Source organism: Caballeronia sp. ATUFL_F1_KS4A, from assembly GCF_023630905.1.
In the GTDB taxonomy this organism is placed as follows: Bacteria; Pseudomonadota; Gammaproteobacteria; order Burkholderiales; family Burkholderiaceae; genus Caballeronia; species Caballeronia zhejiangensis.
In genome coordinates, this window is sequence record NZ_JALQEB010000001.1 from 505,894 (window position 1) to 531,307 (window position 25,414).

The 25,414-nt window shown below is 63.2% G+C and carries 17 protein-coding genes; 9 read left to right on the forward strand and 8 right to left on the reverse strand.

Going from position 1 to position 25,414, the window contains the following annotated elements; genetic code table 11:
* Positions 1-107: 107 nt before the first annotated feature.
* Positions 108-653 (forward strand): cob(I)yrinic acid a,c-diamide adenosyltransferase, encoded by a 546-nt coding sequence (locus NCS03_RS02390; RefSeq protein WP_250528715.1) that lies wholly within the window; start codon positions 108-110, stop codon positions 651-653.
* Between the two features lie 407 nt (positions 654-1,060).
* Here NCS03_RS02390 and aroG read toward each other — a convergent pair whose 3' ends face one another.
* From aroG to NCS03_RS02410, 4 genes are all read right to left on the reverse strand, one after another.
* On the reverse strand, positions 1,061-2,134 hold the full coding sequence (gene aroG, locus NCS03_RS02395) for a 3-deoxy-7-phosphoheptulonate synthase AroG (protein WP_244807690.1): 1,074 nt from the start codon (positions 2,132-2,134) through the stop codon (positions 1,061-1,063).
* A 339-nt stretch (positions 2,135-2,473) separates the two neighbouring features.
* Positions 2,474-3,940, reverse strand: coding sequence for a metalloprotease TldD (gene tldD, locus NCS03_RS02400; protein WP_008351481.1), 1,467 nt, complete (start codon positions 3,938-3,940; stop codon positions 2,474-2,476).
* Positions 3,941-4,067: 127 nt separating this feature from the next.
* Complete coding sequence (locus tag NCS03_RS02405; protein WP_250528716.1) at positions 4,068-4,898, reverse strand: carbon-nitrogen hydrolase family protein; 831 nt, start codon at positions 4,896-4,898, stop codon at positions 4,068-4,070.
* Positions 4,899-4,954: 56 nt separating this feature from the next.
* Positions 4,955-9,280 (reverse strand): YhdP family phospholipid transporter, encoded by a 4,326-nt coding sequence (locus NCS03_RS02410; protein WP_250528717.1) that lies wholly within the window; start codon positions 9,278-9,280, stop codon positions 4,955-4,957.
* A 182-nt stretch (positions 9,281-9,462) separates the two neighbouring features.
* On the opposite strand from NCS03_RS02410, the gene glnE reads away from it, so the two are divergent.
* Entirely contained in the window at positions 9,463-12,261 is a 2,799-nt protein-coding gene (gene glnE, locus NCS03_RS02415; protein WP_175979811.1) for a bifunctional [glutamate--ammonia ligase]-adenylyl-L-tyrosine phosphorylase/[glutamate--ammonia-ligase] adenylyltransferase, read from the forward strand.
* Between the two features lie 9 nt (positions 12,262-12,270).
* Here the strand turns inward: glnE and recN are convergent, their stop codons facing one another.
* Together recN and NCS03_RS02425 are read right to left on the reverse strand one after the other, a co-directional pair.
* A complete protein-coding gene (recN, locus tag NCS03_RS02420; RefSeq protein ID WP_250528718.1) occupies positions 12,271-13,923 on the reverse strand; it encodes a DNA repair protein RecN in 1,653 nt (550 codons plus the stop codon).
* 30 nt (positions 13,924-13,953) lie between these two features.
* Entirely contained in the window at positions 13,954-14,850 is an 897-nt protein-coding gene (locus NCS03_RS02425; protein ID WP_008351476.1) for an NAD kinase, read from the reverse strand.
* Positions 14,851-15,036: 186 nt separating this feature from the next.
* Between NCS03_RS02425 and hrcA the strand changes: the two genes are divergently transcribed.
* From hrcA to NCS03_RS02440, 3 genes are all read left to right on the forward strand, one after another.
* Complete coding sequence (gene hrcA / locus NCS03_RS02430) at positions 15,037-16,053, forward strand: heat-inducible transcriptional repressor HrcA (protein ID WP_008351475.1); 1,017 nt, start codon at positions 15,037-15,039, stop codon at positions 16,051-16,053.
* Positions 16,054-16,176: 123 nt separating this feature from the next.
* Complete coding sequence (gene hemH, locus NCS03_RS02435; RefSeq protein ID WP_008351474.1) at positions 16,177-17,244, forward strand: ferrochelatase; 1,068 nt, start codon at positions 16,177-16,179, stop codon at positions 17,242-17,244.
* Between the two features lie 25 nt (positions 17,245-17,269).
* On the forward strand, positions 17,270-17,677 hold the full coding sequence (locus NCS03_RS02440) for an RNA-binding S4 domain-containing protein (protein WP_250480283.1): 408 nt from the start codon (positions 17,270-17,272) through the stop codon (positions 17,675-17,677).
* On the opposite strand, the gene NCS03_RS02445 is transcribed toward NCS03_RS02440, so the two are convergent.
* Positions 17,649-17,810, reverse strand: a complete 162-nt coding sequence (locus NCS03_RS02445; protein WP_008351472.1) for a hypothetical protein — start codon at positions 17,808-17,810, stop codon at positions 17,649-17,651. The genes NCS03_RS02440 and NCS03_RS02445 overlap by 29 nt on opposite strands.
* A gap of 360 nt (positions 17,811-18,170) precedes the next feature.
* On the opposite strand from NCS03_RS02445, the gene grpE reads away from it, so the two are divergent.
* The 4 genes from grpE to pabB all read left to right on the forward strand — a co-directional run bounded on the left by grpE (position 18,171) and on the right by pabB (position 24,136).
* Positions 18,171-18,773, forward strand: a complete 603-nt coding sequence (gene grpE / locus NCS03_RS02450) for a nucleotide exchange factor GrpE (protein WP_008351471.1) — start codon at positions 18,171-18,173, stop codon at positions 18,771-18,773.
* 210 nt (positions 18,774-18,983) lie between these two features.
* Positions 18,984-20,939 carry a molecular chaperone DnaK gene (gene dnaK, locus NCS03_RS02455; protein ID WP_008351469.1) on the forward strand — a complete coding sequence of 652 codons (1,956 nt, stop codon included), beginning with the start codon at positions 18,984-18,986 and terminating at the stop codon, positions 20,937-20,939.
* Positions 20,940-21,183: 244 nt separating this feature from the next.
* Complete coding sequence (gene dnaJ, locus NCS03_RS02460; RefSeq protein WP_008351467.1) at positions 21,184-22,320, forward strand: molecular chaperone DnaJ; 1,137 nt, start codon at positions 21,184-21,186, stop codon at positions 22,318-22,320.
* A 37-nt stretch (positions 22,321-22,357) separates the two neighbouring features.
* Positions 22,358-24,136 carry an aminodeoxychorismate synthase component I gene (gene pabB / locus NCS03_RS02465; protein ID WP_372492477.1) on the forward strand — a complete coding sequence of 593 codons (1,779 nt, stop codon included), beginning with the start codon at positions 22,358-22,360 and terminating at the stop codon, positions 24,134-24,136.
* 6 nt (positions 24,137-24,142) lie between these two features.
* Here the strand turns inward: pabB and dgoD are convergent, their stop codons facing one another.
* Positions 24,143-25,291 (reverse strand): galactonate dehydratase, encoded by a 1,149-nt coding sequence (gene dgoD, locus NCS03_RS02470; protein WP_250528719.1) that lies wholly within the window; start codon positions 25,289-25,291, stop codon positions 24,143-24,145.
* Between the last annotated feature and the right edge of the window lie 123 nt (positions 25,292-25,414).

Sequence of the window (25,414 nt, forward strand, 5' to 3'; positions counted from 1 at the left end):
TGTATCTCATTTTACGCCGTCGGGGAGCCGGTCGGCGCCGCGGGCTTCGCGCGGAGGCGCGTGCCTATAATGGGTCGGGGTTTTTGTCCGCTTTTCAGGAGTCGATGATGGGTCACCGCTTGAGCAAGATCGCCACGCGTACCGGCGATGATGGAACGACCGGGCTGGGCGATGGAAGCCGCGTTTCCAAGGACGATGCGAGAATTGCTGCAATCGGGGATGTGGATGAGTTGAATTCGTGTATCGGCGTCCTTCTGTGTGAGCCGATGCCTTCAGATGTGCGCGATGCTTTAACTCGGATCCAGAACGATTTGTTTGACTTGGGCGGGGAGTTGTCGATTCCGGGGCATTCGATGATTCAGGAATCGCATCTCGCTCAATTAGACGCATGGCTGGAGGAGTACAACGCGACATTGCCGCCGCTCAAGGAATTTATTTTGCCGGGTGGGTCAAGGGCGGCGGCGCTGGCGCATGTCTCGCGCACTGTCTGCCGTCGGGCAGAGAGGGCTATTGTCGCGTTGGGGCGCATTGAAACTGCTGGGGTTAATGAGGCGCCGCGGAGGTATGTGAATCGGTTGTCGGATTTGATGTTCGTACTGGCGAGGATCTTAAACCGTGCTGACGGTGGCGAGGATGCGTTGTGGCGGCGCTAGGTCTTGAGCATGTACGTACCTCGTTACCAGTTCATCTATCGATTCATGAAGCGGAGCGGGCGAATCAACTGCATGCTGATTTGCGCTTCACCTATGCGGAAATACTTGGCATGTTAGCTTCGCGGGGCAGTGAGCGTTTTTTCAGATTGGCTGGGTCTTGCTCAGTCAAGAAAAATTCTTCGTCCTTGTATCGTTGAAGGCAAATATTAATGTTGCACTCTGCCAAGATTGCCGAAAATCAACTCTCCGGACAGTTGAGTCGCGCATAAAAATCAAACTGTACGAAGATCATGCGATTTATTTAACTAACTTTAAGGCGCGATTGAGGCATCAGATCCCGTTTTGAAAAAGGATCTTTAGGCGAGGTGCGAATTATCTTTTTCCGCACCTCCGCAAGAGTAGAGTTACTAGTTTCCTCCACCCCTCACAACCCGCCGCTGCTTCACCGCTTCCGCCAGTCCTTCAAGCACGCCGACACTCTCATCCCACCCGATACAGGCATCGGTAATACTCTGCCCGTACGTCAACTCGCACCCTTCCTTCAAATCCTGCCGCCCGGCAACGAGATGCGATTCCACCATCACGCCGACAATCCGCTCATCTCCAGCCGCAAGCTGCTTACCAATATCCTCACAGACCGGAATCTGATTTTCATGCTTCTTCGAGCTATTAGCATGACTCGCATCGATCATCAGACGCGCCGCCAACCCCGCCTTCCCGATATCCGAGCAAGCCGCATCCACACTCGCAGCATCATAATTAGGCGCTTTCCCTCCGCGCAAAATAATATGGCAATCCTCATTCCCCGCAGTGGAAACAATCGCGGAATGCCCGCCTTTGGTCACTGAAAGAAAATGATGCGGCTGCGAAGCCGCCTTAATCGCGTCGACGGCGATCTTTACATTTCCGTCAGTGCCATTCTTGAACCCAACAGGACACGACAGCCCCGAAGCCAATTCCCGATGAACCTGCGATTCCGTCGTTCGAGCCCCGATCGCTCCCCAAGAAATCAGATCGGCGATGTACTGCGGGCTAATCATGTCGAGGTATTCAGTCCCAGCCGGAAGCCCAAGCTCATTGACATGCATGAGCAGTTCCCGCGCAGCCCTCAATCCATCATTGATCTTGAAGCTGTTATCCATATACGGATCGTTGATGAGCCCCTTCCATCCGACGGTCGTGCGCGGCTTTTCGAAGTACACGCGCATCACGATTTCCAGCTCACCCGCAAAACGCTTACGCTGCTCGATCAACTTCCCCGCGTATTCCATAGCGGCCTTGGGATCATGAATCGAGCAAGGCCCGATGATGACGATCAGCCGGTCATCCATCCCATGAAGAATGCGGTGCATCGACTGCCGCGCGTTATAGATCAGCTCCGAAACCGGCTCGGCGCAGGGGAATTCGCGGATCAGATGCGCGGGCGGGGTCAGCTCTTTCAGTTCACGGATACGAACGTCATCGGTGTTGTGCGGGGGCATGTCGGTTCTCCAACGGCAGCGTTCTAATCAAACTATGAGACGAAAAAAAACCGCCAGACTCGCTGGCGGTTTTTTCGGGAATTCGGTCTTTCAACCTGTGTACGACTCACCCTCTCGATCCGCCAGCGGTCTGAGATGCCAAAAAAAATAAAAATAAAACTTGGCGGACATGATGGATCGAAGGCGTGTCAAAAAAGTTGTGACTGCTTTTATAACCTCAAACGCACGGCGTTGACAACCCCGCAGCTACGAGAACGCGGACAATCCGCATCGAACGAAACAAAGACGGTACATCCACGCCCGATCGATGCGGAAATCCCGCATGCACGCGGTGGGCCATCAGACCGTGCCGCCGACCGTCATCTTCTCGATACGCAACGTCGGCTGACCGACGCCCACCGGCACGCTCTGTCCTTCCTTGCCGCAGACGCCGACGCCGCTATCCAGCGACATGTCGTTGCCGATCATCGTCACGTACTTGAGCGACTCAGGCCCGCTGCCGATCAGCGTTGCGCCCTTCACCGGATACGTGATCTTGCCGTTCTCGATCATGTACGCCTCGGACGCCGAGAACACGAACTTGCCGTTGGTGATATCGACCTGACCGCCGCCGAAGTTCACCGCATACAGGCCGTTCTTCACCGACGCCAGAATCTCCTGCGGATCCTTGTCGCCGTTGAGCATGTACGTGTTGGTCATGCGCGGCATCGGCAGCGCGGCGTACGATTCGCGGCGCGCGTTGCCCGTCACCGGCATCTTCATCAGGCGCGCGTTCAGCGAATCCTGAATGTAGCCCTTGAGAATGCCGTCTTCGATCAGCGTCGTGCACTGCGTCGGATTGCCTTCGTCGTCGATATTGAGCGAGCCGCGCCGATTCGGCAGCGTGCCGTCATCGACGACGGTGACGCCCTTCGCCGCGACCTGCTCGCCGATGCGTCCCGCGAACGCCGACGAGCCCTTGCGGTTGAAATCGCCCTCCAGGCCGTGTCCGACCGCCTCGTGCAGCAACACGCCGGGCCAGCCCGGCCCGAGCACGACGGTCATCGCGCCGGCCGGAGCAGGGCGCGCTTCGAGATTGACGAGCGCGGCATGCACGGCATCGTCGACGTACTTCTGGAGGATCGCGTCGGTGAAATAGCCGTAGTCGAAACGCCCGCCGCCGCCGCCGGTGCCGATTTCGCGCCGGCCGTTCTGCTCGGCGATCACCGTCACGGAGACGCGCACGAGCGGGCGCACATCCGCCGCGAGCGCGCCGTCGCTGCGCGCGACCAGCACGACATCGTATTCGCCGGCCATGCCGGCCATCACTTGCGTAATGCGCGGATCTTTCGCCCGCGCCATTTGCTCGACGCGTTCCAGCAATTTCACCTTGGCGGTGGCGTCGAGCGAATGCAGCGGATCGGCGGCGAGATAAAGATCGCGGCCCGACACGCCCGTAAGCGTGCTCGCCGGCTTGATCTTGTGCTTGCCGCCGCCCGCCTTGGCGATCGCGCGCGTGGCGATCGCGGCCTGACGGATGGATTCGGGCGAGAGGTCATCGGAATACGCGAACGCGGTGCGCTCGCCCGACACGGCGCGCACGCCGACGCCCTGATCGATGCTGAAACTGCCCGATTTGACGATGCCTTCTTCGAGACTCCACGCTTCGCTGCGCGTGGACTGGAAATAGAGATCCGCGTAATCGACGCGATGCGTGAAGATTTCCGCCAGCGTGCGGGTGATCAGGCCTTCGTCGAGGCCGTAGGGCGTGAGCAAAACGTCCTTCGCCGTGACCAGGTTACGAATGCCGGGTTCGATGATATTCATGCGGTGCCTATTGCGTGTTCTGTGACGAGTTCGATGATATTTGCAGACGATTTGCAGCCTATTCTACGTTCCGATTCGCTCACATCATGTGCGGGGAGAAACCCGCGTCTTCAAGTTCGCGCGCGCTTCAACGGAGCACGCGATGCCGGTAAGCCGGCAAACTCTGTCGCACGGCGGCGATGCGCTGCAGATCGATGCCGCCGATCACGACGCCCGGTCCTTCATCCTTCACATGGACGATTTCGCCCCACGGATCGATCAGCATGCTGTGACCCCACGTGCGCCGTCCGTTCTCGTGATTGCCGCCTTGCGCCGCCGCGAGCACATAACACTGATTCTCGACGGCGCGCGCCGTGAGCAGCGTCTGCCAGTGCGCGCGGCCGGTCGTGTAAGTGAACGCGGATGGCACGACCATCAGCGCGCAATCGCCGAGCTTTCGATACAACTCCGGAAAGCGCAGGTCGTAGCACACCGACAATCCCACGCGTCCGAACGGCGCGTCGAATGAGCGCACTTCGTTCCCCGGACAGATCGTGCGCGCTTCGTCGAACGATTCCTCGCCCTTTTCGAAATTGAACAGATGAATCTTGTCGTAGCGCGCGACCTGCTGTCCGCGCGGATCGAAGACGAGCGTCGTGTTCATCACGCGATCCGGTTCCGGCGACTGCAACGGCAACGTCCCGCCGATGATCCATACGCCGTGTTCGCGCGCCGCGTCGGAAAGGAACCGCTGGATCGGCCCGTCGCCCGGCGTTTCGCGGATCGCGAGCTTATCGGTGTCCTTGAAACCCATGTAGCAGAAATATTCGGGCAGGAGCACCAGTTGCGCGCCGCTTCGCGCAGCCTGGGCGATAAGCCGTCCGGCGTCCGCGAGATTCCGGTCGCGGTCCGGCGCGCTGACCATCTGCAGCGCGGCGACCTGAAACGGGGCCGCGCTTTCGCTCGATCTTTCGCTCATGTCTTGGGTGCGCTGTCTAAAAAGGGGACGAAAACCGCGCCGCCGAACGCCCGTTTTCAGCGGGCAGCGGCCGGAGCCACGGCGGCGGGGGGTGTTTCGATCTTACCCTGATCGCCAGTGAGCCGCTTAACGACGGGTTTGCTCCACGAGCCGGTGATCGAATAGTCGAGCGCGAACGCTTTCTGAATCGACGCCGACAGCGCGAGATCGGCGGCGAGCGCGCCGAGGCCGAGCAGCGGATTGATGACCGCCGCGCCCAGTGCGACCGCGCCGGCGCCGACGGTCGGAATCACCTTGACGTGGAGGTCTTGCGTCTGCTTCGGCATATCGACGATGCCCTGCATCTGCACGCGCGCCGGCGACGTGACCATCAGGAAGTCGTCCGTGCGGCTGATGCCATCGACGATCGTCGCGTTGCCGGTGATCTTCTCGAACGGCAGGCCCTTGCCGACGACATCCTCGAAATGCAGCGTCAACAGGCTCGCGAGACTGCGCAGGCTGAAGACGCCGAGCCACTTCGCCGAGCCCGGCGCACGCAGAATCTGCCCGTGACGCAGATCGACGGCGACGTTGCCATCGAGCGTGTTCACGTCGACGGCAGTCGGCCCGCCGTTCCACGCCGCGTGACCCGACACGGTTCCGCTGCCCGAACCGACCACGTGCGGCGCGCCGAAACGGTCGATCAACTGGCCGCCGTTCTTCACGTCGAGCTTGAAGTTGAGCGACGTGCGGCGCGGAGTGACGTCATCGGCCTGACTGCGCATCGCGTCCGGTTGCGCGGCGGCCTGCACGACGCCGCCCGGCAGCGTGCGCCACGTCGCGTTCGCGGTGAGCGTCGCGTCGGGGTTCGCGAGTTCGAGTTTGTCGAGCGTCCAGATCGGCTCATCGGCGATGACTTCGTTATGTGCGTCGACTTCGAGCCGGCCGAGGTCGTGGTCGCGGAACACGATCTCGTTCACGATGAGATCGATCGTCGGCATGTTGCGCGGCGGCTTCATCACGAGCTTGCCGGCGGCATCGTGCTCCTTCTTCTCCGGAATCACGATCTTCGCGAAGCGCGCCTGCAACGCGCCGGGGCTTTCCTTCTTCGCGCCGGGCGTCCACGAGACATCGCCCGACATCTGATTCGACGCGATGTTCGCTTGCCATGTGCGATCGGTCTCGCTTTCACTCGCGGCAATCGCGACGTTCTCCCAGCGCCGGTCGAGCAGATTGAGCGTCGTGAAATGGATGGCGGCGCGCGTTGGGATGAATTGCTTCACGTTCTCGCTCATCGGTGCGCGCGGCGCGTTCGCGTCGGCGGGCGAGTCGGCGGGCGAGTCAGGCATCGCGGCGCTGAGTTCGGCGAAAGTCTTGCGCCAGGCATCGGCATCGAATTCGTTCAGATCGGCGGTCGCGCTCACGCCTTCGGCCGGCAAATCCGCCGGCTTGTTCAGGCCGATCGCGCCGCGCACGACCTTCACGCGCGCGCGCATGTTCATCGGCTCGGCGACGTTCTGCGGATCGATCTTGACCTGAGCCTTGCCGATCTGCTGAAACACGTAATGCGCGGCCACCGGGCCGACGTTCAACTGCGCGTCATGCAGATCCGGCGCGCCGCCCGATGATGGCTGGAAGCTGAAGGTGAGCGGCATCGGCGCGCCTTTCGCCTTGCCGAACGGCGCGGGCAGATCGATGCCGAGTCCGGTCAGATCCGAACTCGCCTGCACGACCGGCAGCGCGTTCTTGACGCCGTGAACGTGCATCTCGTAAGGCGCGGCGCCGTCGATGCGCTTCATGAAAGCCGCGACTTGCGGCGTCATCGGCTTGTTGAGGCGGCCCGCGGCATCCGCGCCGATGCGTCCGTTCACGTCGAACGCATAGCTGCCGTCCGCCTGCACGCCGCCCTTGGCGCGCACATCGCCGCCGAGCAATTGCGCCGAGAGGCCATTGAGCGTGACGGTTTTCGCGGCGAAATCGGCACGGCCGCGCAGATGCGAGAGCGGCGGCAGATTGGCGTACCTGACTTCGTTGTCGGCGAAGGTGAGCGAGCCTTTGTACTCCGGCTTGATCGGCGGCTGCGGCGCGGGCGGCCGATAGCGCGGAATGCCGAGCGTGAGCGCGAGATCCGCGTTGCCTTTTGCGTCGATCTTGCGGGTCGCGTGCTTCGCCATCAGGCCGAGCGAGCTGTCGTCGACGTACTTCAGCATGTCGGCGAGCGGGCCGCGCGCCTTGCCGTCGATCCACAGCTTGGTTTCGCGATTGCCCGTATCGTCGATGCGCCCGACGACCTTCGAGACCTTGACGCCACGATAATGCCCGCGGCCGATAACGAAGCCGAGCTTGTTCTGCGCGAGCGTGAACGTCCCGTCGATACCCTCGAACGCCGGCCAGAAGTTCGGCAGGCCGTTGGCCATCTTGCGCGGCGGGAAGGGCGTGGGATCGAACTTGCCGCCGGTGAACGGCGCCTCGATGCGGAAGATGCCCGCATCGGGAAATTTCGCGTACGGAAAGCGCGTGAGATCGCCGTGCACTTCGATCGTCCCGTTCTTCGCGACGCCCGCCTGCAGCGCATGGCCGAGATAGACGCGCACGCGCTCGTTGAGGCTCGTCGGCAGATAGCGCACGAGACTCGTCACTTTCAGATGCGAGACCTTCGCCTTCAGATCGAGATTGCCGCGCCCGTGGCCCTGATTCCAGTAGTCCGCGGTGGCCTCGCCTTCGGCATCCGCGTTCTTCACGCGCAGCGTCTCCAGATGCAGCGTGAACGCGCGGCGCAGTTCGCCGGGCGCGATCGCATCGGCGACGGTCCAGCGCGCGCGGCCTTGCAGCGAATCGAAGACGAGGCGCGGATCGTCGAACGCGCCGGGAACGGTGACGGCGACGTTCTTCGTGTCGATCGTGATGTGGCCGCCTTTCTCGTTCGCGTCGACGCTGCCCCACAGATTCTCGACGCCCGGAATGCCGGCGCGCGGATGGTTGTTGATCGTGAGCCCGGGCGGCGGCTCCTGCGCCTGCACGCTCAGGCCGTTGAGATCGCCCTTGAACGCGTAGTGCAGAAGCGGCGCGTCGCCTTTCTTGCGCTGCTGCTGCGCTTCTTCCTCGGTCTTCGGCGCGGCGCGCTCGGTGTAGATCGTGTAATCGGACACCTGGCCGCGCGGATTGAAGCGCACGAGCTCGTTGAGGAGCTTCGCCGGCAGCGGCAGCGCACGCGCGAATTCCGCGAGGATGCCGATATCGACGCTATCGCCCGTCAGCCGCAGCAATTGCCCCTTGCCGACCGAAGGCAGCCGGTACGTGGCCGTCAGCGCGCGCGACACGAGCAGACGCGCGACCGGCGTGCCGTCGTCGAGCGGCAACTGGCCGAACTCCGCGTGCAGGTCGCGCAGATCGAGCGTGTACGCGTTGTCGCTTTTGTCGATGTTCCAGTTGAAGCTGGCGATCGGAAGATCGAGGCGCGGCTGCGTCGGGCGCGTGCGCAGCGCGACGTTCGCGCCGGTCAGGTCGCCGGTCGCGTTCTGCAATTGGCCGCCCGCGAAGTTCAGCCAGATCTGGTTGTTGATGCGGCCGCTGTACATCTGGAACGGCAGCTTCACGTAGCGCGCGAGCGTCGGCAGATCGACGGGACCGGTCGAAACGTAGAGACGGCCGGTCCAGTTCGCGGGCGCGCCCATCGCCGAGAAGGGTTGATGACGGAAGTCCGCGCGGAAATCGAGCGGGCCGTGCAGCACGTCGCCATCGGCGGGCGCCTTGAGCGCAAGCCGATGACGCGCGCCGTCGTTGACGATCGCGAGGTGCAGGCGCTTGAACGCGATCTCGGGCGCGGCGCGCTGCGCGTCGCGCCAGCGCAGCGTGCCATCGCGCAGAAGAATGCGGTCCTGGCCGAGCAGCCAGGTCGTGAATGCGTTCGAACCGGTGCGATGCGTGGGAATCGGCACGCCCGCGACAGTAACCGCGCCATCGGCGTTGCGCGCGATGATGACATCGGGTCCGTCGACGGTCAGATCGGCGAGCTTGGGCCGCAGATGCAGCAGCGATCCCCACGCGATGCTCGCGCTCGCGTGCGGCACGGCGAGGCCCGGCGAGCCATCGGCGGCGTCGATGCGCAGGTTGTCGATATCGATCGTCGGCGAGAGCCCGGACCATCTCGCGGAAATCCTGCCGATGCGCAACTGGGCGTGAATCTGCGATGAGACGAGTTGCTCGATCCGCGGCCGGAACGAATCGACCTGCGGCATGACGATATAGCGCAGGCCGACATACACGCCCGCCACCGCGAAATACGCGATGGCCGCAATGACGAGAAGGAATTTGAAGACGCGCGCAAGCACGCGCTCGGCGTTGCCGCTGGGCCTGGCTTGTCCAACTTCGGTCGGGTCGACGGATCGTCTGCTGTCGGACATGCTGCTGCTGTTCGGCGATATGGTAGTTTTGCGTGTTTGACGCTGAAATGTAACACGGGCATTGCGGCGACGGCCGCTGCCTGCGCACTCGTGGAGGCTCGCTGAGCCGCGCCCGGCAAGACTTGCGGCGCGGTGTTATACCGCGATGCCTTTCCGGAAGCAATGAGCGAACCTAACCTTTCATGACCGACGCAACTCTTCTCAGTTCCGATTATTCCAACTATGCGGCGCGCGCGTACTCGGCGCGTCCCGAACTGGCGTCGAATGTCGCGCAATGGGCGCAGACGCGCATCACGCGTGGGTGGATCGAAGCGCGGCTGGACGCGCACTGCACGCCTTGCACCGAAAGCGGCGTGCTCGATGAAGCCGCGCTCAAGACCGCGTTGCGCCGCTTGCGGACCGAAGTGTTCTGCACGGTGATGGAGCGCGATCTCGCGGGCACCGCCGATGTCGCCGAAGTCACCGGCGCGATGACCGATCTCGCCGAAGTCACGGTGCAGCGCGCGCTGGCGGTGCTGTCGGCCGATCTCGAAGCGCTCTTCGGCGAGCCGCGCGGACCGGACGGCGAGCGGCTCACGCTCGGCGTCGTCGGCATGGGCAAGCTGGGCGGGCGCGAGCTGAACGCATCGTCGGATATCGATCTGATCTTCGTCTACGAAGAGGACGGCGAAACCTCGGGCGGCACGCGCTCGGCACTCCCGACGCAGGAATTCTTCACACGGCTCGGCCGGCGGCTGATCGGCGCGCTCGCGGAAATGACGCAAGACGGCTACGTCTTTCGCGTCGACATGCGGCTGCGTCCCAACGGCGACTCCGGCCCGCTCGTGTGCAGTCTCGGCATGCTCGAAGAGTATTTCTACGTGCAGGGCCGCGAATGGGAGCGCTACGCGTGGATCAAGGGCCGGCTCATCTCGGAGACGAAGAGCGATTCGGCGAAGCGTCTCGCGAAGCAGCTCGAAGCCATCGCGACGCCCTTCATCTACCGGCGCTATCTCGATTACGGCGTGATCGCCGCGATCCGCTCGCTGCATCAGCAGATTCGGCAGGAAGCGCGGCGGCGCGCGTCGATGCGCCCCGACAAGGCCGACGACATCAAGCTCGGGCGCGGCGGCATTCGCGAGATCGAATTCAGCGCGCAAGTATTTCAGTTGATTCGCGGCGGACAGGCAGCGGATTTCCGCATTCGTCCGACGCTCGCGGTGCTCGAACGCGCCGCTGCGCATGGCCTGCTCGCGCCGCAGGTGTGCAAGGCGCTGTCCGACGCTTATCTCTTTTTGCGCACGGTCGAGCACCGGCTGCAATACCGCAACGATGCACAGACGCACGCGATGCCCGTCGCCGACGACGAGCGCGCGTTGCTCGCGAAATCGCTCGGCTTCGCGGACTACGCCGCGCTGATGGAAACACTCGACGCGCATCGCGAGCTCGTCGAGCAGCAGTTCGACGCGATCTTCGCCGACAAGGTGAGCGGGCAGGGCGGCTGCGGCGTCGCGGAGGATTCGGTGGCGTCGTGGATCTGGAGCGGCGCGCTCGCCGACGATTCCGCGCAGGAAGAGCTCGCCGCGCGCCTCATGGAACTCGGCTTCGCGGACCCGGCGCCGGTGCTCGCACGTCTGACGGGCGTGTGGAATTCGGCGCGTTACGCCGGCTTGCCGTCGCAGAGCCGCGAACGCTTCGATATCGTCGCGCAACGCTCGATAGAAGCCGTGCAGTCGATCGATGCGCCGCGCCGCGCCGACACCATCATGCGGCTTTTCGATCTGCTCGAAGCGACGGCCAAGCGCGGCGCGTATCTCGCGCTGCTGACCGAATATCCGGCGGCGCTCGCGCGCGTGCTCTCGGTGCTGTCGGGGTCGCGCTGGGCGGCGGGCTATCTGATCCGCCATCCGCAATTGCTCGATGAATTGCTCGACGACGAAGCCATCGCCAGCCCGTTCGACTGGGCCGCGTTCAAACGCTCGCTGATCGCACGGCTCGATGCCGCCGAGGACGCAGAACATCAAATGGATCTGCTGCGTCACGCGCATCAGGCCGAAGTATTTCGCATTCTGCTGATCGATCTCGCCGGGCATCTGAGCGTCGAGCACGTGAGCGACCGTCTCTCCGAACTCGCCGACGCCGTGCTCGACGTCACCGTGCAGACCGTGTGGAAGCAGTTCCCGAAGCGGCATCGCGAGACGCCGCGCTTTGCGGTCATCGCGTACGGAAAGCTCGGCGGCAAGGAACTGGGCTACGCGTCGGACCTCGACCTCATCTTTCTGTACGACGATCCCGACGACGCGGCCTCCGACATCTACGCGATGTTCACGCGCCGCCTCATTACGTGGCTCACGTCGGCGACGGGCGCGGGCACGCTCTTCGACGTCGACTTGCGTCTGCGGCCGAATGGCGAATCGGGCCTGCTCGTGACCGACCTCGCATCGTTTCGCCGCTATCAGATTCGCGAGGGCGACGCGGCGAACACGGCGTGGGTCTGGGAGCATCAGGCGCTTTCGCGCGCACGCTACAGCGCGGGCGATGCCGAAATCGGCGCGGAGTTCGAGCAGATTCGCGCCGACGTGCTCGTCATGGAACGCGACGCGGCCGCGCTCGCGCGCGAGATCGTGTCGATGCGCCAGCGCGTCGCCGATGGCCATCCGAATCGCAGCGACCTGTTCGATCTGAAGCACGATCGCGGCGGCATGGTCGATATCGAGTTCATCGTTCAGTACTGGGTGTTGCTGCACGCGCGCGAGCATCGCGAGTTTCTGCGCAACGCGGGGAATATCACGCTGTTGAAGATCGCCGCGAAAAGCGGATTGATCGCCGAAGCAGAAGCCGATGCGATCGGCGCGGCGTATCGCCAGTACCGCAAGCTGCAGCACACGCTGCGGCTCGACGGTATGGAAAAGGCGCGCGTCGATCCGGCCACGGTTCAGACCGAACGCGACGCGGTGACGGCGCTGTGGGACCGCGTGTTCGCAGTGGCGTCGGCGGGCTGACGCGGATGCTTAAGCCGCCAGCATTTCCTTCGCGTGCTTGCGGGTGGTCGCGGTGATTTCGAGACCGCCGAGCATGCGCGCGACTTCTTCCACGCGTTTTGCGCGATCGAGTTGCTTTACCGTGCTCACCGTGCCGCCCGCATCGTCCGACGATTTCGCGACCTGGAAATGCTGATCGCCACGCGCGGCCACTTGCGGCAAGTGCGTGACGCACAGCACCTGACGGTCGCGGCCGAGCTGATGCAACAGACGCCCGACCACTTCCGCGACGCCGCCGCCGATGCCCGTGTCCACTTCGTCGAAGATGAGCGTGGGCGTCGGACTCGCCGTGCTCGCGATGACGGCGAGCGCAAGACTGATGCGCGCCAGTTCGCCGCCCGACGCGACTTTCGCGAGCGGCCGCAGCGCGACGCCCGCGTGTCCCGCGACGCGGAATTCGATCTGCTCCAGCCCGTTCGCGCCGCCTTCGGCGAGCGGCACGAGCGCGACCTCGAAGCTGCCGCCTGCCATCGACAGCTCCTGCATGCCTTCCGTGACCGCTTTCGACAGATTTTTCGCGGCCTTCGCGCGCGCCTTGGACAGCACCTTGGCTTGCGCGAGATATTCGCTCTTCGCTTTCTCGGCGGCGGCGTTGAGCGCATCGAGATCGGCGGCGGCATCGAGTTCGGCGAGCTGGCGGCGGCGCGCGTCGTGTTCTTCCGGCAGCGTTTCGGGTTGAAGGCGGAACTTGCGCGCGGTCGAGTGCAGTTGCTCCATGCGTTTTTCGACTTGCGCGAGCCGGTCAGGATCGAGCTCCAGCCGCTGCGCGTAGTGCGATAGCGAATACGACGCTTCCTGCAACTGGATTTCCGCCGGTTCGAGCGACGCGAGCACGTCGTTCAACGCGGGATCGATATCGGACAGGCCGCGCAGCTTCGAGATGATGGCGCCGAGCTGCGAGATCATCGCTTCGTCGGATTCGGAGAGCGCGCCGAGCGCACCCTGCACGCCGTCGATGAGACTCGCCGAATGCGACAGCCGATGATGCTCCGCGCTCACTTCTTCCCATTCGCCGGGCTGCGGCGCGAGCTTGTCGAACTCGCTCAGTTGCCACGCGAGACGCTCGCGTTCCAGTTGCAGCTCGCGGTCGCGATTCTGGGCGGTCTCGACGGCTTGCTGCGCGTCGCGCATCGCGCGCCAGGCACGATTCACCGCGCCGGCCGTGTCGAGCAACTGCGCGTGCGTGTCGAAGAGTTCGCGTTGCGCGTCCGGTCGCATCAACAATTGATGCGCGTGCTGGCCGTGGATATCGACGAGCATTTCGCCGACTTCGCGCAACTGCGCGAGCGTCGCGGGCGTGCCATTGATGAACGCTCGCGAGCGGCCGCCCGAATCGATCACCCGCCGCAGCATGACCGAATCGGCGTCCTGCGTGAGCGCGTGTTCGTCCAGCCAGCGCACGACGAGCGGATGCGTCGAAAATTCGGCGGTGATGTCGGCGCGCGCCTGACCGGCGCGCACGACGCTCGCGTCGCCGCGCGCGCCGAGCGTGAGCGCGAGGGCGTCGATGAGGATCGACTTGCCCGCGCCGGTTTCACCCGAAAAGACCGTGAAGCCTGGATCGAAATCGATATCCAGCGTGGCGACGATGACGAAATCTCGAATGGAAAGATGACGGAGCATGGACGCTTCGGGGAAGGAAGTTCTGGCAGATCAGAGAGCGGACGAATCCTGCGACGGATGCTCGTTCCAGTGCAGCTTCTTGCGCAGCGTGGCGTACGTGCTGTAGCCGACCGGATGCAGCACCGGCACCGTATGCTTCGAGCGCCGCACTTCAATCGCGTCGTTCAGTTCGACGGCGGTGAACGACTGCATGTCGAAGTTCACGTTGACGTCGCGACCGCCGATGATCTGAATGGTCACTTTCGAATCGTCGGGCAGCACGATCGGCCGGTTCGACAGCGAATGCGGCGCGATCGGCACGAGCACGAAGCCCTGCAATTGCGGATGCAGGATCGGCCCCGCCGACGACAGCGCGTAGGCGGTCGAGCCGGTCGGCGTCGCGACGATCAGTCCGTCGGAACGCTGGTTGTACATGAAGTGGCCGTCCACCGACACGCGCAGCTCCGCCATGCCGGAGAAGCCGCTGCGATTCACCACGACGTCGTTGAACGCGAGCGCGTGGTAGATCGGCTTGTCGTTGCGCACGATGCGCGCTTCGAGCAGGCTGCGCTCCTCGCGCTCGAACTGGCCGGCGAGCATTTGCGGGACGATTTCCTGCATCGCCTTGAGCGGAATGTCGGTGATGAAGCCGAGCCGGCCATGATTCACGCCGATGAGCGGTGTTTTATACGGCGCGAGCTGCCGTCCGATGCCGAGCATCGTGCCGTCGCCGCCGAGCACGATTGCAACGTCCGCGCGCGCGCCCATCTCCGCGATGGAGAGCGCCGGGAACTCCGTCACGCCGACGTCTTTCGCGGTGCCCGCCTCGAAGACGACCTCGAAGCCCTGGCTCCTGAGGAGATCGGCGAGCGATCTCAGCGGCGCCTCGATGCCCGGCGTGTTGGTGCGCCCCACGAGGGCGACGGTCTTGAATTGGCCAATTTCCATGCCGGCATTACACCATAGTCAGAGAGCGAAAAGAACCGTGGGCGATGGCCGCCGGGCGCGCCGCGACGAGACCGTGCGGCATGACGCGGGCAGGCTCGCCGTTTGTCGCTAGAATGGAGCGGACGTTGAATGCCGACCACCCGGCGCGGCTCGCCGCTATCCGACACGTTGAGCTAAAATTTCCCCATGCTAGACCCACGTGCACAAACCCTCCTCAAAACGTTGATCGAGCGCTACATCGCCGAAGGTCAGCCGGTCGGTTCGCGCACGTTATCACGTCATTCCGGCCTCGAACTGAGCCCCGCGACCATCCGCAACGTCATGTCGGATCTCGAAGACCTCGGGCTGGTCGCGAGCCCGCATACGTCGGCGGGACGCATTCCCACGCCGCGCGGCTACCGGCTCTTCGTCGACACGATGCTGACTGTAGAAGCACCGCAAGACGAGGCCATGACCACCGCGGTCAAGACTCGCCTGCAAGGCGAGGAGCCGCAGAAGATCGTCGCGGCGGCGGCGAGCGTGCTGTCCAATCTGTCTTCGTTCGCGGGCGTCGTGCTCACGCCGCGCCGGAGCCACATGTTCAAGCAGATCGAGTTCATGCGGCTGTCGGACAAGCGCATTCTGCTCATCATCGTGACGCCCGAAGGCGACGTGCAGAACCGCATGATGGCCACGCAACGCGACTATTCGCCTTCGCAACTCGTAGAAGCCTCCAATTACATCAACGCGCATTTCGCGGGCCTGTCCTTCGACGAAGTACGCCGCCGTTTGCGCGAGGAAATCGATCAGTTGCGCGGCGACATGACCGCGCTCATGCAGGCGGCCGTGGTCGCGAGCACCGCCGAGACGGACCCCACTGACACCGTGCTGATTTCCGGCGAGCGCAACCTGCTCGAAGTGGCGGACCTTTCGTCCGACATGGCGCGGCTGCGCAAGCTTTTCGATTTGTTCGACCAAAAGACGAGCCTCCTGCAATTGCTGGATGTATCGAGTCACGCGCAAGGCGTGCAGATTTTCATCGGCGGAGAAAGCAATCTCGTGCCGATCGAGGAAATGAGCGTCGTGACGGCGCCATACGAGGTCAACGGGAAAATCGTCGGCACGCTCGGCGTGATCGGCCCGACGCGCATGGCGTACAACCGCGTGATTCCGATCGTCGATATCACCGCGCGTTTGCTGTCGATGTCGCTCAGTCATCAGTGACGCCATCTTGGCGCGCCGCGAAAGAGCGCGCCGCTAGGCCGTTCGGCCAATGATGCGTCCGGAAACGCGCCGCTATAATGGTCCTCAACTTTTCCGACGACCATCTTCAGGCTCGCTTCCCTTATGCGTTTCGACCTCGAGTTGCCCTCGCAGCCCAGCGCTTCGCATCGCGTCGCGGTGCTGCTGATCAATCTCGGCACGCCGGACGCGCCCACGCCGCGGGCGGTGCGCAAGTATCTGGCGCAATTCCTGTCCGATCCGCGCGTCGTCGAAATTCCGTCATTCGTGTGGCAATTCATTCTGCGCGGCCTGATCCTGCCGTTTCGCGGGCGCGCATCGGCGAAGAAGTACGCGCAAGTGTGGATGCCCGAAGGCTCGCCGCTGCGCGTGCATACGGAAAAGCAGGTCGACGGCTTGCGGCGGCTCTTCGCGGCGAACGACTATCACGTCATCGTCGACTATGCGATGCGCTACGGCACGCCGGGCATCGGCGCGATGCTCAATCAGCTGAAGCTCGAAGGCGCCGACCGCATTCTCCTGTTGCCGATGTATCCGCAATACTCGTCGTCCACGACGGCCACCGCATTCGACGACGCGTTCGCCGCGCTCAAGCGCGTGCGCAATCAGCCGGAAATCCGCACGATCCGCCATTACGCCGATCATCCGGCGTATATCGCGGCGCTCGCGGAGCAGGTGCGCGACTATTGGCGGCATCACGGCCAGCCGGATTTCGCCGCGGGCGACAAGCTTGTGCTGAGCTTCCACGGCGTGCCGAAGCGCACGATGGATCTCGGCGATCCGTATCACGACCAGTGCCAGCTGACCGGTTCGTTGCTCATGGCCGCGCTCGGGCTTACGCCGGTTGAATGCCGCGTGACGTTCCAGTCGCGCTTTGGGCGGGCGGAGTGGCTTCAGCCGTACACCGCGCCGACGGTCGCGGAGCTCGGCGCGGGCGGCGTTTCTCGTGTGGACGTGTTCTGTCCCGGCTTCACGGCGGATTGTCTCGAGACGATCGAGGAAATCGGCATCGAGGTGCGCGACGAATTTCTGAAGGCGGGCGGCAAGCATTTTCACCGGATTGCCTGCCTGAACTCAGCGCCCGCGTGGATCAAGGCACTGGGCGAGATCGCCGCGCAACATCTTCAGGGATGGCCCGTGCAGACTGTGCAGCCGCTCAGCGCAGTGGCCTGAGCGCGGCTTTTTCAGGCATTTACCCATGAACTACAAGATTTCGACGGAACCTGGCGCGCGTTTGCGCATCGATAAGTGGCTTTGGGCAGCGCGTTTCTTCAAGACGCGTTCGCTCGCGAGCGATGCGGTCGAGAAAGGCCGCGTGAAGATCGGCGGGGCGAATGTGAAGCCGTCTAAGGACGTGCGCGTCGGCGATATCGTCGAGATCGATATCGAACGGCTGGTGTGGCAGGTTGAAGTGCTCGGGATATGCGATGTGCGCGGCCCGGCGCCGGTCGCCCAGACGCTCTATGCCGAAACCGAGGAAGGCCGTGCGAAACGCATGGCCGAGGCCGAGCGCCGCAAGAATTTCCGCGAGCCCGCAGCGGAACTGCAGGGAAGGCCGACGAAGCGCGACCGGCGCACTATCGACAAATTTTCTCGTTCGGATTGAAGTAGCTTTCGATGGTCGCGTGAACGCCGCCGTACTCGGTGGTACGTTCGGTCACGACGCCGGACATGCAGATGGTGGTCGTTCCCGCGACGAGTACCAGGGCGACCACCGCGATAGCAAAGGTCAGTTTCATGGTATCCCCGGGAAGCGGGTTGCCCGGTCAGAAGGCGGCCGGATCAGGAAACGGGCAAGGGCTGAAAGCGGTTTGAAGCAATTCGTAGGATTAGGGTTAACGTGCGTCCTGCGCTGCTTTTTTGAAGTGTAGGCGACTCAGGGCTTTCCCTCAATCCGAAAATCGCGCGCCGCGGCGAAGTCTGTATTACGAGCCATTGCGGCGCCATCTTGCTGTCGAGATTTGTCCGAAAAACCGTTTCGAAGGCTTGAAAAAGCTTTCGGCGCCCTCATTTCGGCCGTTAGTGCGAAAAATGCGTCCGACTTCCGGTCTGGCCGCTTTCGCAGCCGATTCAACTCACTGCAATACATATTCAGCGACATGGAAAACACGCAAGAGAATCCAGCGAGCCAGAACGCAACGCCCGCCGACGATAACGCGCGCCAGTCCGCCGACCCGACCAGCGCGGCGGCTCCCGCGTCCCAAGGCGCACCGGCTGATGCCGCCGCCGCGCCGCAAGCCGCGCCGAATGAGGCCGAAGCTGCGCTCGCCGAAGCGCAGGCCACCATCGCCGCGCTCAAGGAAGACTTCCTGCGCGCGAAGGCCGAAACCGAGAACGTGCGCCGCCGCAGTCAGGAAGATGTCGCGAAGGCGCATAAATTCGCCATCGAAAATTTTGCGGAGAACCTGCTTCCGGTGCTCGACAGCCTGGAAGCCGCGCTCGCCGACCAGTCGACGGATGTCGCCAAGGTTCGCGAAGGCGTCGAACTGACGCTGCGTCAACTGACGGGCGCGTTGGAGAAAGGCCGCGTGATCGCGGTGAACCCGGTCGGCGAAAAATTCGATCCGCATCGCCATCAGGCCATCTCGATGGTTCCGGCGGAACAAGACCCGAATACTGTCGTCACGGTGCTGCAGAAGGGCTACGTCATCGCCGACCGCGTGCTGCGTCCGGCGCTCGTGACCGTCGCCGCGCCGAAGTAATCGGTCTCGCGGCGTACGTGCCGGCCGTGTCGGTCGCCGCACAAAAAAACTTATAGACCGCATCGTTTGCAGGGTCTTGAAATCGAAACTGACGCTCTTATCTTGCGTACAGGTATGAATTTTGGGCGTTCGGCCCGGTAAATCGGCAAAAGCCGGCATCGAAAGGCCGGCCGCAACGCCACTGCGATCAAAGCTAGGAGAGGATAAAAAATGGGCAGAATCATCGGTATCGACCTCGGCACCACGAACTCGTGCGTGGCGCTGATGGAAGGCAATCAGGTCAAGGTCATCGAGAACTCGGAAGGCGCGCGCACCACGCCGTCTATCATCGCGTACATGGATGACAACGAGATCCTCGTCGGCGCGCCTGCGAAGCGCCAGTCGGTCACCAATCCGAAGAACACGCTGTACGCGGTCAAGCGCCTGATCGGCCGCCGCTTCGACGAGAAGGAAGTGCAGAAGGACATCAACCTGATGCCCTACAAGATCGTCAAGCACGACAACGGCGATGCATGGGTCGAAGCGCACGGCAAGAACCTCGCGCCGTCGCAGGTTTCGGCTGAAGTCCTGCGCAAGATGAAGAAGACCGCTGAAGACTACCTCGGCGAGCCGGTGACGGAAGCCGTCATCACGGTTCCGGCGTACTTCAACGACAGCCAGCGTCAGGCAACGAAGGACGCGGGCCGCATCGCCGGTCTGGAAGTGAAGCGCATCATCAACGAGCCGACCGCGGCCGCGCTCGCGTTCGGTCTCGACAAGGCCGAAAAGGGCGACCGCAAGATCGCCGTGTTCGACTTGGGCGGCGGCACGTTCGACATCTCGATCATCGAGATCGCGGACGTGGACGGCGAAATGCAGTTCGAAGTGCTGTCGACGAACGGCGATACGTTCCTCGGCGGTGAAGACTTCGACCAGCGCATCATCGATTACATCATCGGCGAGTTCAAGAAAGAGCAGGGCGTCGACCTGTCCAAGGACGTGCTCGCGCTGCAACGCCTGAAGGAAGCCGCTGAAAAGGCGAAGATCGAACTGTCGTCGACGGCTCAGACCGACATCAACCTGCCGTACATCACGGCAGACGCGTCCGGTCCGAAGCACCTGAACCTCAAGTTCACGCGTGCCAAGCTCGAAGCGCTCGTCGAAGAGCTCATCGAGCGCACGATCGAACCGTGCCGCATCGCGATCAAGGATGCGGGCGTGAAGGTCGGCGACATCGACGACGTGATTCTCGTCGGCGGCATGACGCGTATGCCGAAGGTGCAGGAGAAGGTGAAGGAATTCTTCGGCAAGGATCCGCGCCGTGACGTGAACCCGGACGAAGCCGTCGCCGTGGGCGCCGCGATTCAAGGCCAGGTTCTGTCGGGCGACCGCAAGGACGTGCTGCTGCTCGACGTGACGCCTCTGTCGCTCGGCATCGAGACGCTCGGCGGTGTGATGACGAAGATGATCAACAAGAACACGACCATCCCGACGAAGCACTCGCAAGTGTATTCGACGGCGGACGACAACCAGGGCGCCGTGACGATCAAGGTGTTCCAGGGCGAGCGCGAAATGGCCGTCGGCAACAAGCTGCTCGGCGAGTTCAACCTCGAAGGCATTCCGCCCGCACCGCGCGGCGTGCCGCAGATCGAAGTGACCTTCGACATCGACGCGAACGGCATTCTGCACGTTGGCGCGAAGGACAAGGCGACGGGCAAGGAAAACAAGATCACCATCAAGGCGAACTCGGGTCTGACGGACGCGGAAATCGACAAGATGGTGAAGGACGCCGAAGCCAACGCCGAGGAAGATCACAAGCTGCGTGAGCTGGCCGACGCGCGCAACCAGGGCGATGCGCTGGTTCACAGCACGAAGAAGGCGGTCGCGGAGTACGGTGACAAGGTCGACGCTTCGGAGAAGGAAAAGATCGAAGCGGCGCTGAAGGACCTCGAAGAGGCGCTGAAGAGCAGCTCGAGCGACAAGGCCACGATCGAAGCAAAGGTCGAGGCGCTGGCTCAGGCTTCGCAGAAGCTCGGCGAAAAGATGTACGCCGACATGCAGGCGCAGCAAGGCGCGGCGAGCGCGGCCGCGGGTGCGGCAGGCGCGGGCGCGTCGGCGGATGCGGGCGCGAGCCAGCATCACGATGACGTCGTCGACGCCGACTTCAAGGAAGTGAAGAAGGACTAACGCCGAATCGGGCGCGTGAGTGGCGACATTCACGCGCTTTTCGGTGGTATCACCGGGACGCGTTGGCGTCTGACGTGGAGCGCGCCTGGCGAGCCTTTCGGCTCTCCGGGCACGTTGTTTTTAGAGGCGCGTTGCTTCTGGCGAGGCGCAAAAAGTTTTACGCGCGGGTTGCGAGCGACATCCGCAGCATCTCGCAGCATCTGACAGGAACCGCGGCGCTCAAGCGCGGCGGCATCGAACCGACATGGCGAAACGGGATTACTACGACGTTCTGGGCGTCGCGAAAAATGCGAGCGACGACGAGATCAAGAAGGCGTATCGCAAGCTCGCGATGAAGTATCACCCTGACCGCAACCCGGACAACAAGAAGGCGGAAGAGAATTTCAAGGAGGCGAAGGAAGCCTACGAAATGCTCTCCGACCAGCAGAAGCGGGCCGCCTACGATCAGTACGGCCACGCGGGCGTGGATCCGAACATGGCGGGCGCGGGCGCGCAAGGTTTCGGCGGTTTCGCCGATGCCTTCGGCGATATCTTCGGCGACATCTTCGGACAGACGGCGGGTGGCGCCGGCGCGCGCGGCCGCAGCGGTCCGCAGGTGTATCGCGGCGCGGACTTGCGCTACAGCATGGAAATCACGCTGGAGCAGGCGGCGCACGGCTACGACACGCAGATTCGCGTGCCGAGCTGGGTGAACTGCAACGTCTGCCACGGCTCCGGTGCGAAGCCGGGCACGAAGCCCGAAACCTGCCCGACCTGTCATGGTCAGGGCCAGGTACGCATGTCGCAAGGGTTTTTCAGCATCCAGCAGACGTGCCCGAAGTGTCACGGCAGCGGCAGCTACATCCCCGATCCGTGCGCGAACTGCCACGGCGCTGGCAAGGTGAAGGAAACGAAGACGCTGGAAGTGAAGATTCCGGCGGGCATCGACGACGGCATGCGAATCCGCTCGGCGGGCAATGGCGAGCCGGGCATCAACGGTGGTCCGGCCGGCGACTTGTATGTGGAAATCCACATCAAGCAGCATTCGGTGTTCGAGCGTGACGGCGACGACCTGCATTGCCAGATGCCGATTCCGTTCACGACGGCGGCGCTCGGCGGCGAGATCGAAGTGCCGACGCTCGCGGGCCGCGCGAGCTTCACGGTGCCGGAAGGCACGCAGTCGGGCAAGACGTTCCGTTTGCGCGGCAAGGGCATCAAGGGCTTGCGTTCGAGCATCGCCGGCGATCTGTATGTGCATGTCCAGGTGGAAACGCCGGTCAAGCTCACCGACGCGCAGCGCGATTTGCTCAAGCAGTTCGAGAAGTCGCTCGTCGAGGGTGGCGCGCGGCATAGTCCGCAAAGCAAGAGCTGGTTCGACCGCGTGAAGAGCTTCTTCGATTGATGCGGTCGAGTGCGTCGTACGTCGGGCAGGTATGACGATGAAAACCGAAGAGCGCAGCGCGGTGTTCGCGCTGCTCGACGATTGCGATGCGACCGCCGAAAGGCGGTCGAGTCGTTTGTACACGGACTTCGTGCGCGAACGCGTGTGCGTGAACGCGCGCGATCTCGATGCCGTTTGCGCCGAAATCGAGCGCGATCTGCAGAGCGGCCTGCATGCGCTTGTCGTCGCGGATTACGAGTTCGGACGCAATCTCCAGTTCGGTGAAATCGGGCGTGGTGAAGATCAGGCGCTTCGCGTGCTGATGTTTCGCTCGTGCGTGTTTCTGTCGCGTAAGGAAGTGAGCGCCTGGCTCGCCGATGACGAGGTTGCAGGCGTCGCGGGCATTGCGCCGAGCGTCACCCGCGACGAGTTCGACAAGGCCATCGCCACGGTTCAGGAGGCGTTGAAGGAAGGGGAGTCGTATCAGATCAACTACACGTATCGGCTGAATTTCGATGTATTCGGCACGCCGCTCGCGCTGTATCGGCGATTGCGCGAGCGGCAAGCCGTGCATTTCGGCGCGTTCATCGCGTTGCCGGACGGCAGGTCAGTCGTGTCGTGCTCGCCGGAATTGTTCGTCGAGAAACATGGCGATCTGTTGCGCGCGCGGCCGATGAAAGGCACCGCGCCGCGGGATGCCGATCCCGAATCGCTGCGCCTCGACCCGAAGAATCGCGCCGAGAACGTGATGATCGTCGACTTGTTGCGCAACGACATGTCGCGCGTGGCGGTCACGGGTTCGGTCAACGTACCCGCGCTGTTCTCGGTCGAGCCGTACGCATCGGTGTGGCAGATGACGTCGACGATCGAAGCGCGCGTCATTCCGGGCACGTCGTTCGCGGACATCGTGCGCGCGCTCTTTCCGTGCGGCTCGATCACCGGCGCGCCGAAGTATCGGACGATGCAACTGATCGACGAAATCGAGAGCACGCCGCGCGGGCTTTACACCGGCGCGATCGGCTGGCTCGATGCGAGCGGCGACTTCTGCATGTCGGTGGCGATTCGTACGCTCGTCATCGATGCGGCCGCGCGGCACGGCGTGCTCGGCATCGGCGCGGGCATCGTGCTCGATAGTGTCGCCGCCGACGAATACGAGGAGTGTCTGTTGAAAGCGCGTTTTCTGACGGGCGCGGATCCCGGCTTCGAACTCTTCGAGACGACATACGCGACACGCGATGAAGGCGTGCGCCATTACGCGCGCCACGTCGCGCGGTTGAAGGCGAGCGCGGCGTATCTCGGTTTCACGTTCGACGAAGCTTCGTTGCACGAGCAGACTGCGCAACATATCGCGGACTTCGAAGGCCAGAAACCGTATCGAATGCGTATCGCGCTGGCCAAGAGCGGGCGCATCACGATGACGAGCGCGCCGCTTGCGCCGTTGCCATCGGATACGGTGAACGTGCTGCTCGCTTCGGAGCGCGGATTCGCGCCGCAAAGCTCGGCCGATCCGCTGCTCAGACACAAGACGACGCGTCGCGCGGATTACGATCGTGCGTGGAAAGCCGCCGAAGCCGAAGGCGCGTTCGACATGTTGTTCGTCAACGAGCGCGGCGAGTTGACCGAGGGCGGCCGCTCGAGCGTGTTCGTGAAGCTCGACGGCGAGTGGTTCACGCCGCCCATCGATGCCGGCGTGCTGCCGGGCGTGATGCGCGCGGTGTTGATGGAAGAACTCGGCGCGCGCGAACGCGCGCTTACGCCGAACGAACTCGACAACGCGCAGAGCCTGCTGATCAGCAACGCCCTGCGCGGCGCGGTCGAAGCGCGCCTCAAGCGTTAGCCAGAATCACCACTCGGCGACGCTGCCATCCGCGTGACGCCACACCGGATTGCGCCAGCGATGGCCGACCTTCGCCATTTCGCGCACTTTCTCCTCGTTCACCTCGATTCCCAAGCCCGGCCCTTGCGGAATCGACACCATCCCGTCTTCGTACTTGAAGACTTCCGGATTCCTGATGTAATCGAGCAGGTCATTGCCCTTGTTGTAGTGAATGCCGAGGCTCTGTTCCTGGATGAACGCGTTATAGCTGACCGCATCGATCTGCAGACAGGTTGCGAGCGCGATCGGACCGAGCGGGCAGTGGAGCGCGAGCGCGACATCGTAGGCTTCGGCCATCGTCGCGATCTTGCGGCATTCGGTGAGACCGCCCGCGTGCGACGCGTCCGGCTGAATGATGTCGACGTAACCGCCCGCCAGAATGTGCTTGAAATCCCAGCGCGAGTAGAGCCGCTCGCCGAGCGCGATCGGCGTGCTCGTCTGGTTGACGATATCGCGCAGCGCCTCGACGTTTTCCGAAAGCACCGGCTCTTCGATGAACATCAGCTTGAACGGATCGAGCTCCTTCGCGAGCACTTTCGCCATCGGCTTGTGCACGCGTCCGTGAAAGTCGACGCCGATGCCCACGTTCGGCCCGACCGCTTCGCGCACCGCTTGCACGTTGTCGATCACGCCCTGAACCTTGTCGAAGGTATCGATGATCTGCAGCTCTTCCGAGCCGTTCATCTTCACGGCCTTGAAGCCGCGCTCGACCACCGCCCGCGCGTTGTTCGCGACGTCGCTCGGACGGTCCCCGCCGATCCACGAATACACCTTGATCTTGTCGCGCACCTGGCCGCCGAGCAGCGCGTGCACCGGCACGCCGTGATGCTTGCCGAGAATGTCCCACAATGCCTGATCGACGCCCGCGATCGCGCTCATGCCGATCGGGCCGCCGCGATAGAAGCCCGCGCGGTACATGACCTGCCACAAGTCTTCGATATGGCGCGGGTCCTTGCCGACGAGATAGTCGGCGAGTTCATCGACGGCTGCGGCGACCGTATGCGCGCGGCCTTCCACAACCGGCTCGCCCCATCCCGTGACGCCCTCGTCGGTTTCGATCTTGAGGAAGCACCAGCGCGGCGGAACGATGAAGGTCTCGAGTTTCGTGATTTTCATTGAGCGTCTCCTGAAGGGTTTTACATGGTAGCAAAAAGGCGATGTCTGGGCATATTAATAGTATTATTCGCGTAAAGATCGGGACTTACGAAACATCAGTCGAATGCCCGATAATCGTGCTCA

Bases quoted from the DNA above. Each gene is read 5' to 3' on its own strand.
- hrcA (WP_008351475.1), top strand. From the start codon at position 15,037: ATGCTAGACCCACGTGCACAAACCCTCCTCAAAACGTTGATCGAGCGC.
- hemH (WP_008351474.1), top strand. From the start codon at position 16,177: ATGCGTTTCGACCTCGAGTTGCCCTCGCAGCCCAGCGCTTCGCATCGC.
- dnaK (WP_008351469.1), top strand. From the start codon at position 18,984: ATGGGCAGAATCATCGGTATCGACCTCGGCACCACGAACTCGTGCGTG.
- NCS03_RS02445 (WP_008351472.1), bottom strand. From the start codon at position 17,810: ATGAAACTGACCTTTGCTATCGCGGTGGTCGCCCTGGTACTCGTCGCG.
- pabB (WP_372492477.1), top strand. From the start codon at position 22,358: ATGAAAACCGAAGAGCGCAGCGCGGTGTTCGCGCTGCTCGACGATTGC.
- grpE (WP_008351471.1), top strand. From the start codon at position 18,171: ATGGAAAACACGCAAGAGAATCCAGCGAGCCAGAACGCAACGCCCGCC.
- NCS03_RS02425 (WP_008351476.1), bottom strand. From the start codon at position 14,850: ATGGAAATTGGCCAATTCAAGACCGTCGCCCTCGTGGGGCGCACCAAC.
- NCS03_RS02390 (WP_250528715.1), top strand. From the start codon at position 108: ATGGGTCACCGCTTGAGCAAGATCGCCACGCGTACCGGCGATGATGGA.
- glnE (WP_175979811.1), top strand. From the start codon at position 9,463: ATGACCGACGCAACTCTTCTCAGTTCCGATTATTCCAACTATGCGGCG.
- dnaJ (WP_008351467.1), top strand. From the start codon at position 21,184: ATGGCGAAACGGGATTACTACGACGTTCTGGGCGTCGCGAAAAATGCG.
- aroG (WP_244807690.1), bottom strand. From the start codon at position 2,134: ATGCCCCCGCACAACACCGATGACGTTCGTATCCGTGAACTGAAAGAG.
- NCS03_RS02410 (WP_250528717.1), bottom strand. From the start codon at position 9,280: ATGTCCGACAGCAGACGATCCGTCGACCCGACCGAAGTTGGACAAGCC.
- NCS03_RS02440 (WP_250480283.1), top strand. From the start codon at position 17,270: ATGAACTACAAGATTTCGACGGAACCTGGCGCGCGTTTGCGCATCGAT.
- dgoD (WP_250528719.1), bottom strand. From the start codon at position 25,291: ATGAAAATCACGAAACTCGAGACCTTCATCGTTCCGCCGCGCTGGTGC.
- tldD (WP_008351481.1), bottom strand. From the start codon at position 3,940: ATGAATATCATCGAACCCGGCATTCGTAACCTGGTCACGGCGAAGGAC.
- recN (WP_250528718.1), bottom strand. From the start codon at position 13,923: ATGCTCCGTCATCTTTCCATTCGAGATTTCGTCATCGTCGCCACGCTG.
- NCS03_RS02405 (WP_250528716.1), bottom strand. From the start codon at position 4,898: ATGAGCGAAAGATCGAGCGAAAGCGCGGCCCCGTTTCAGGTCGCCGCG.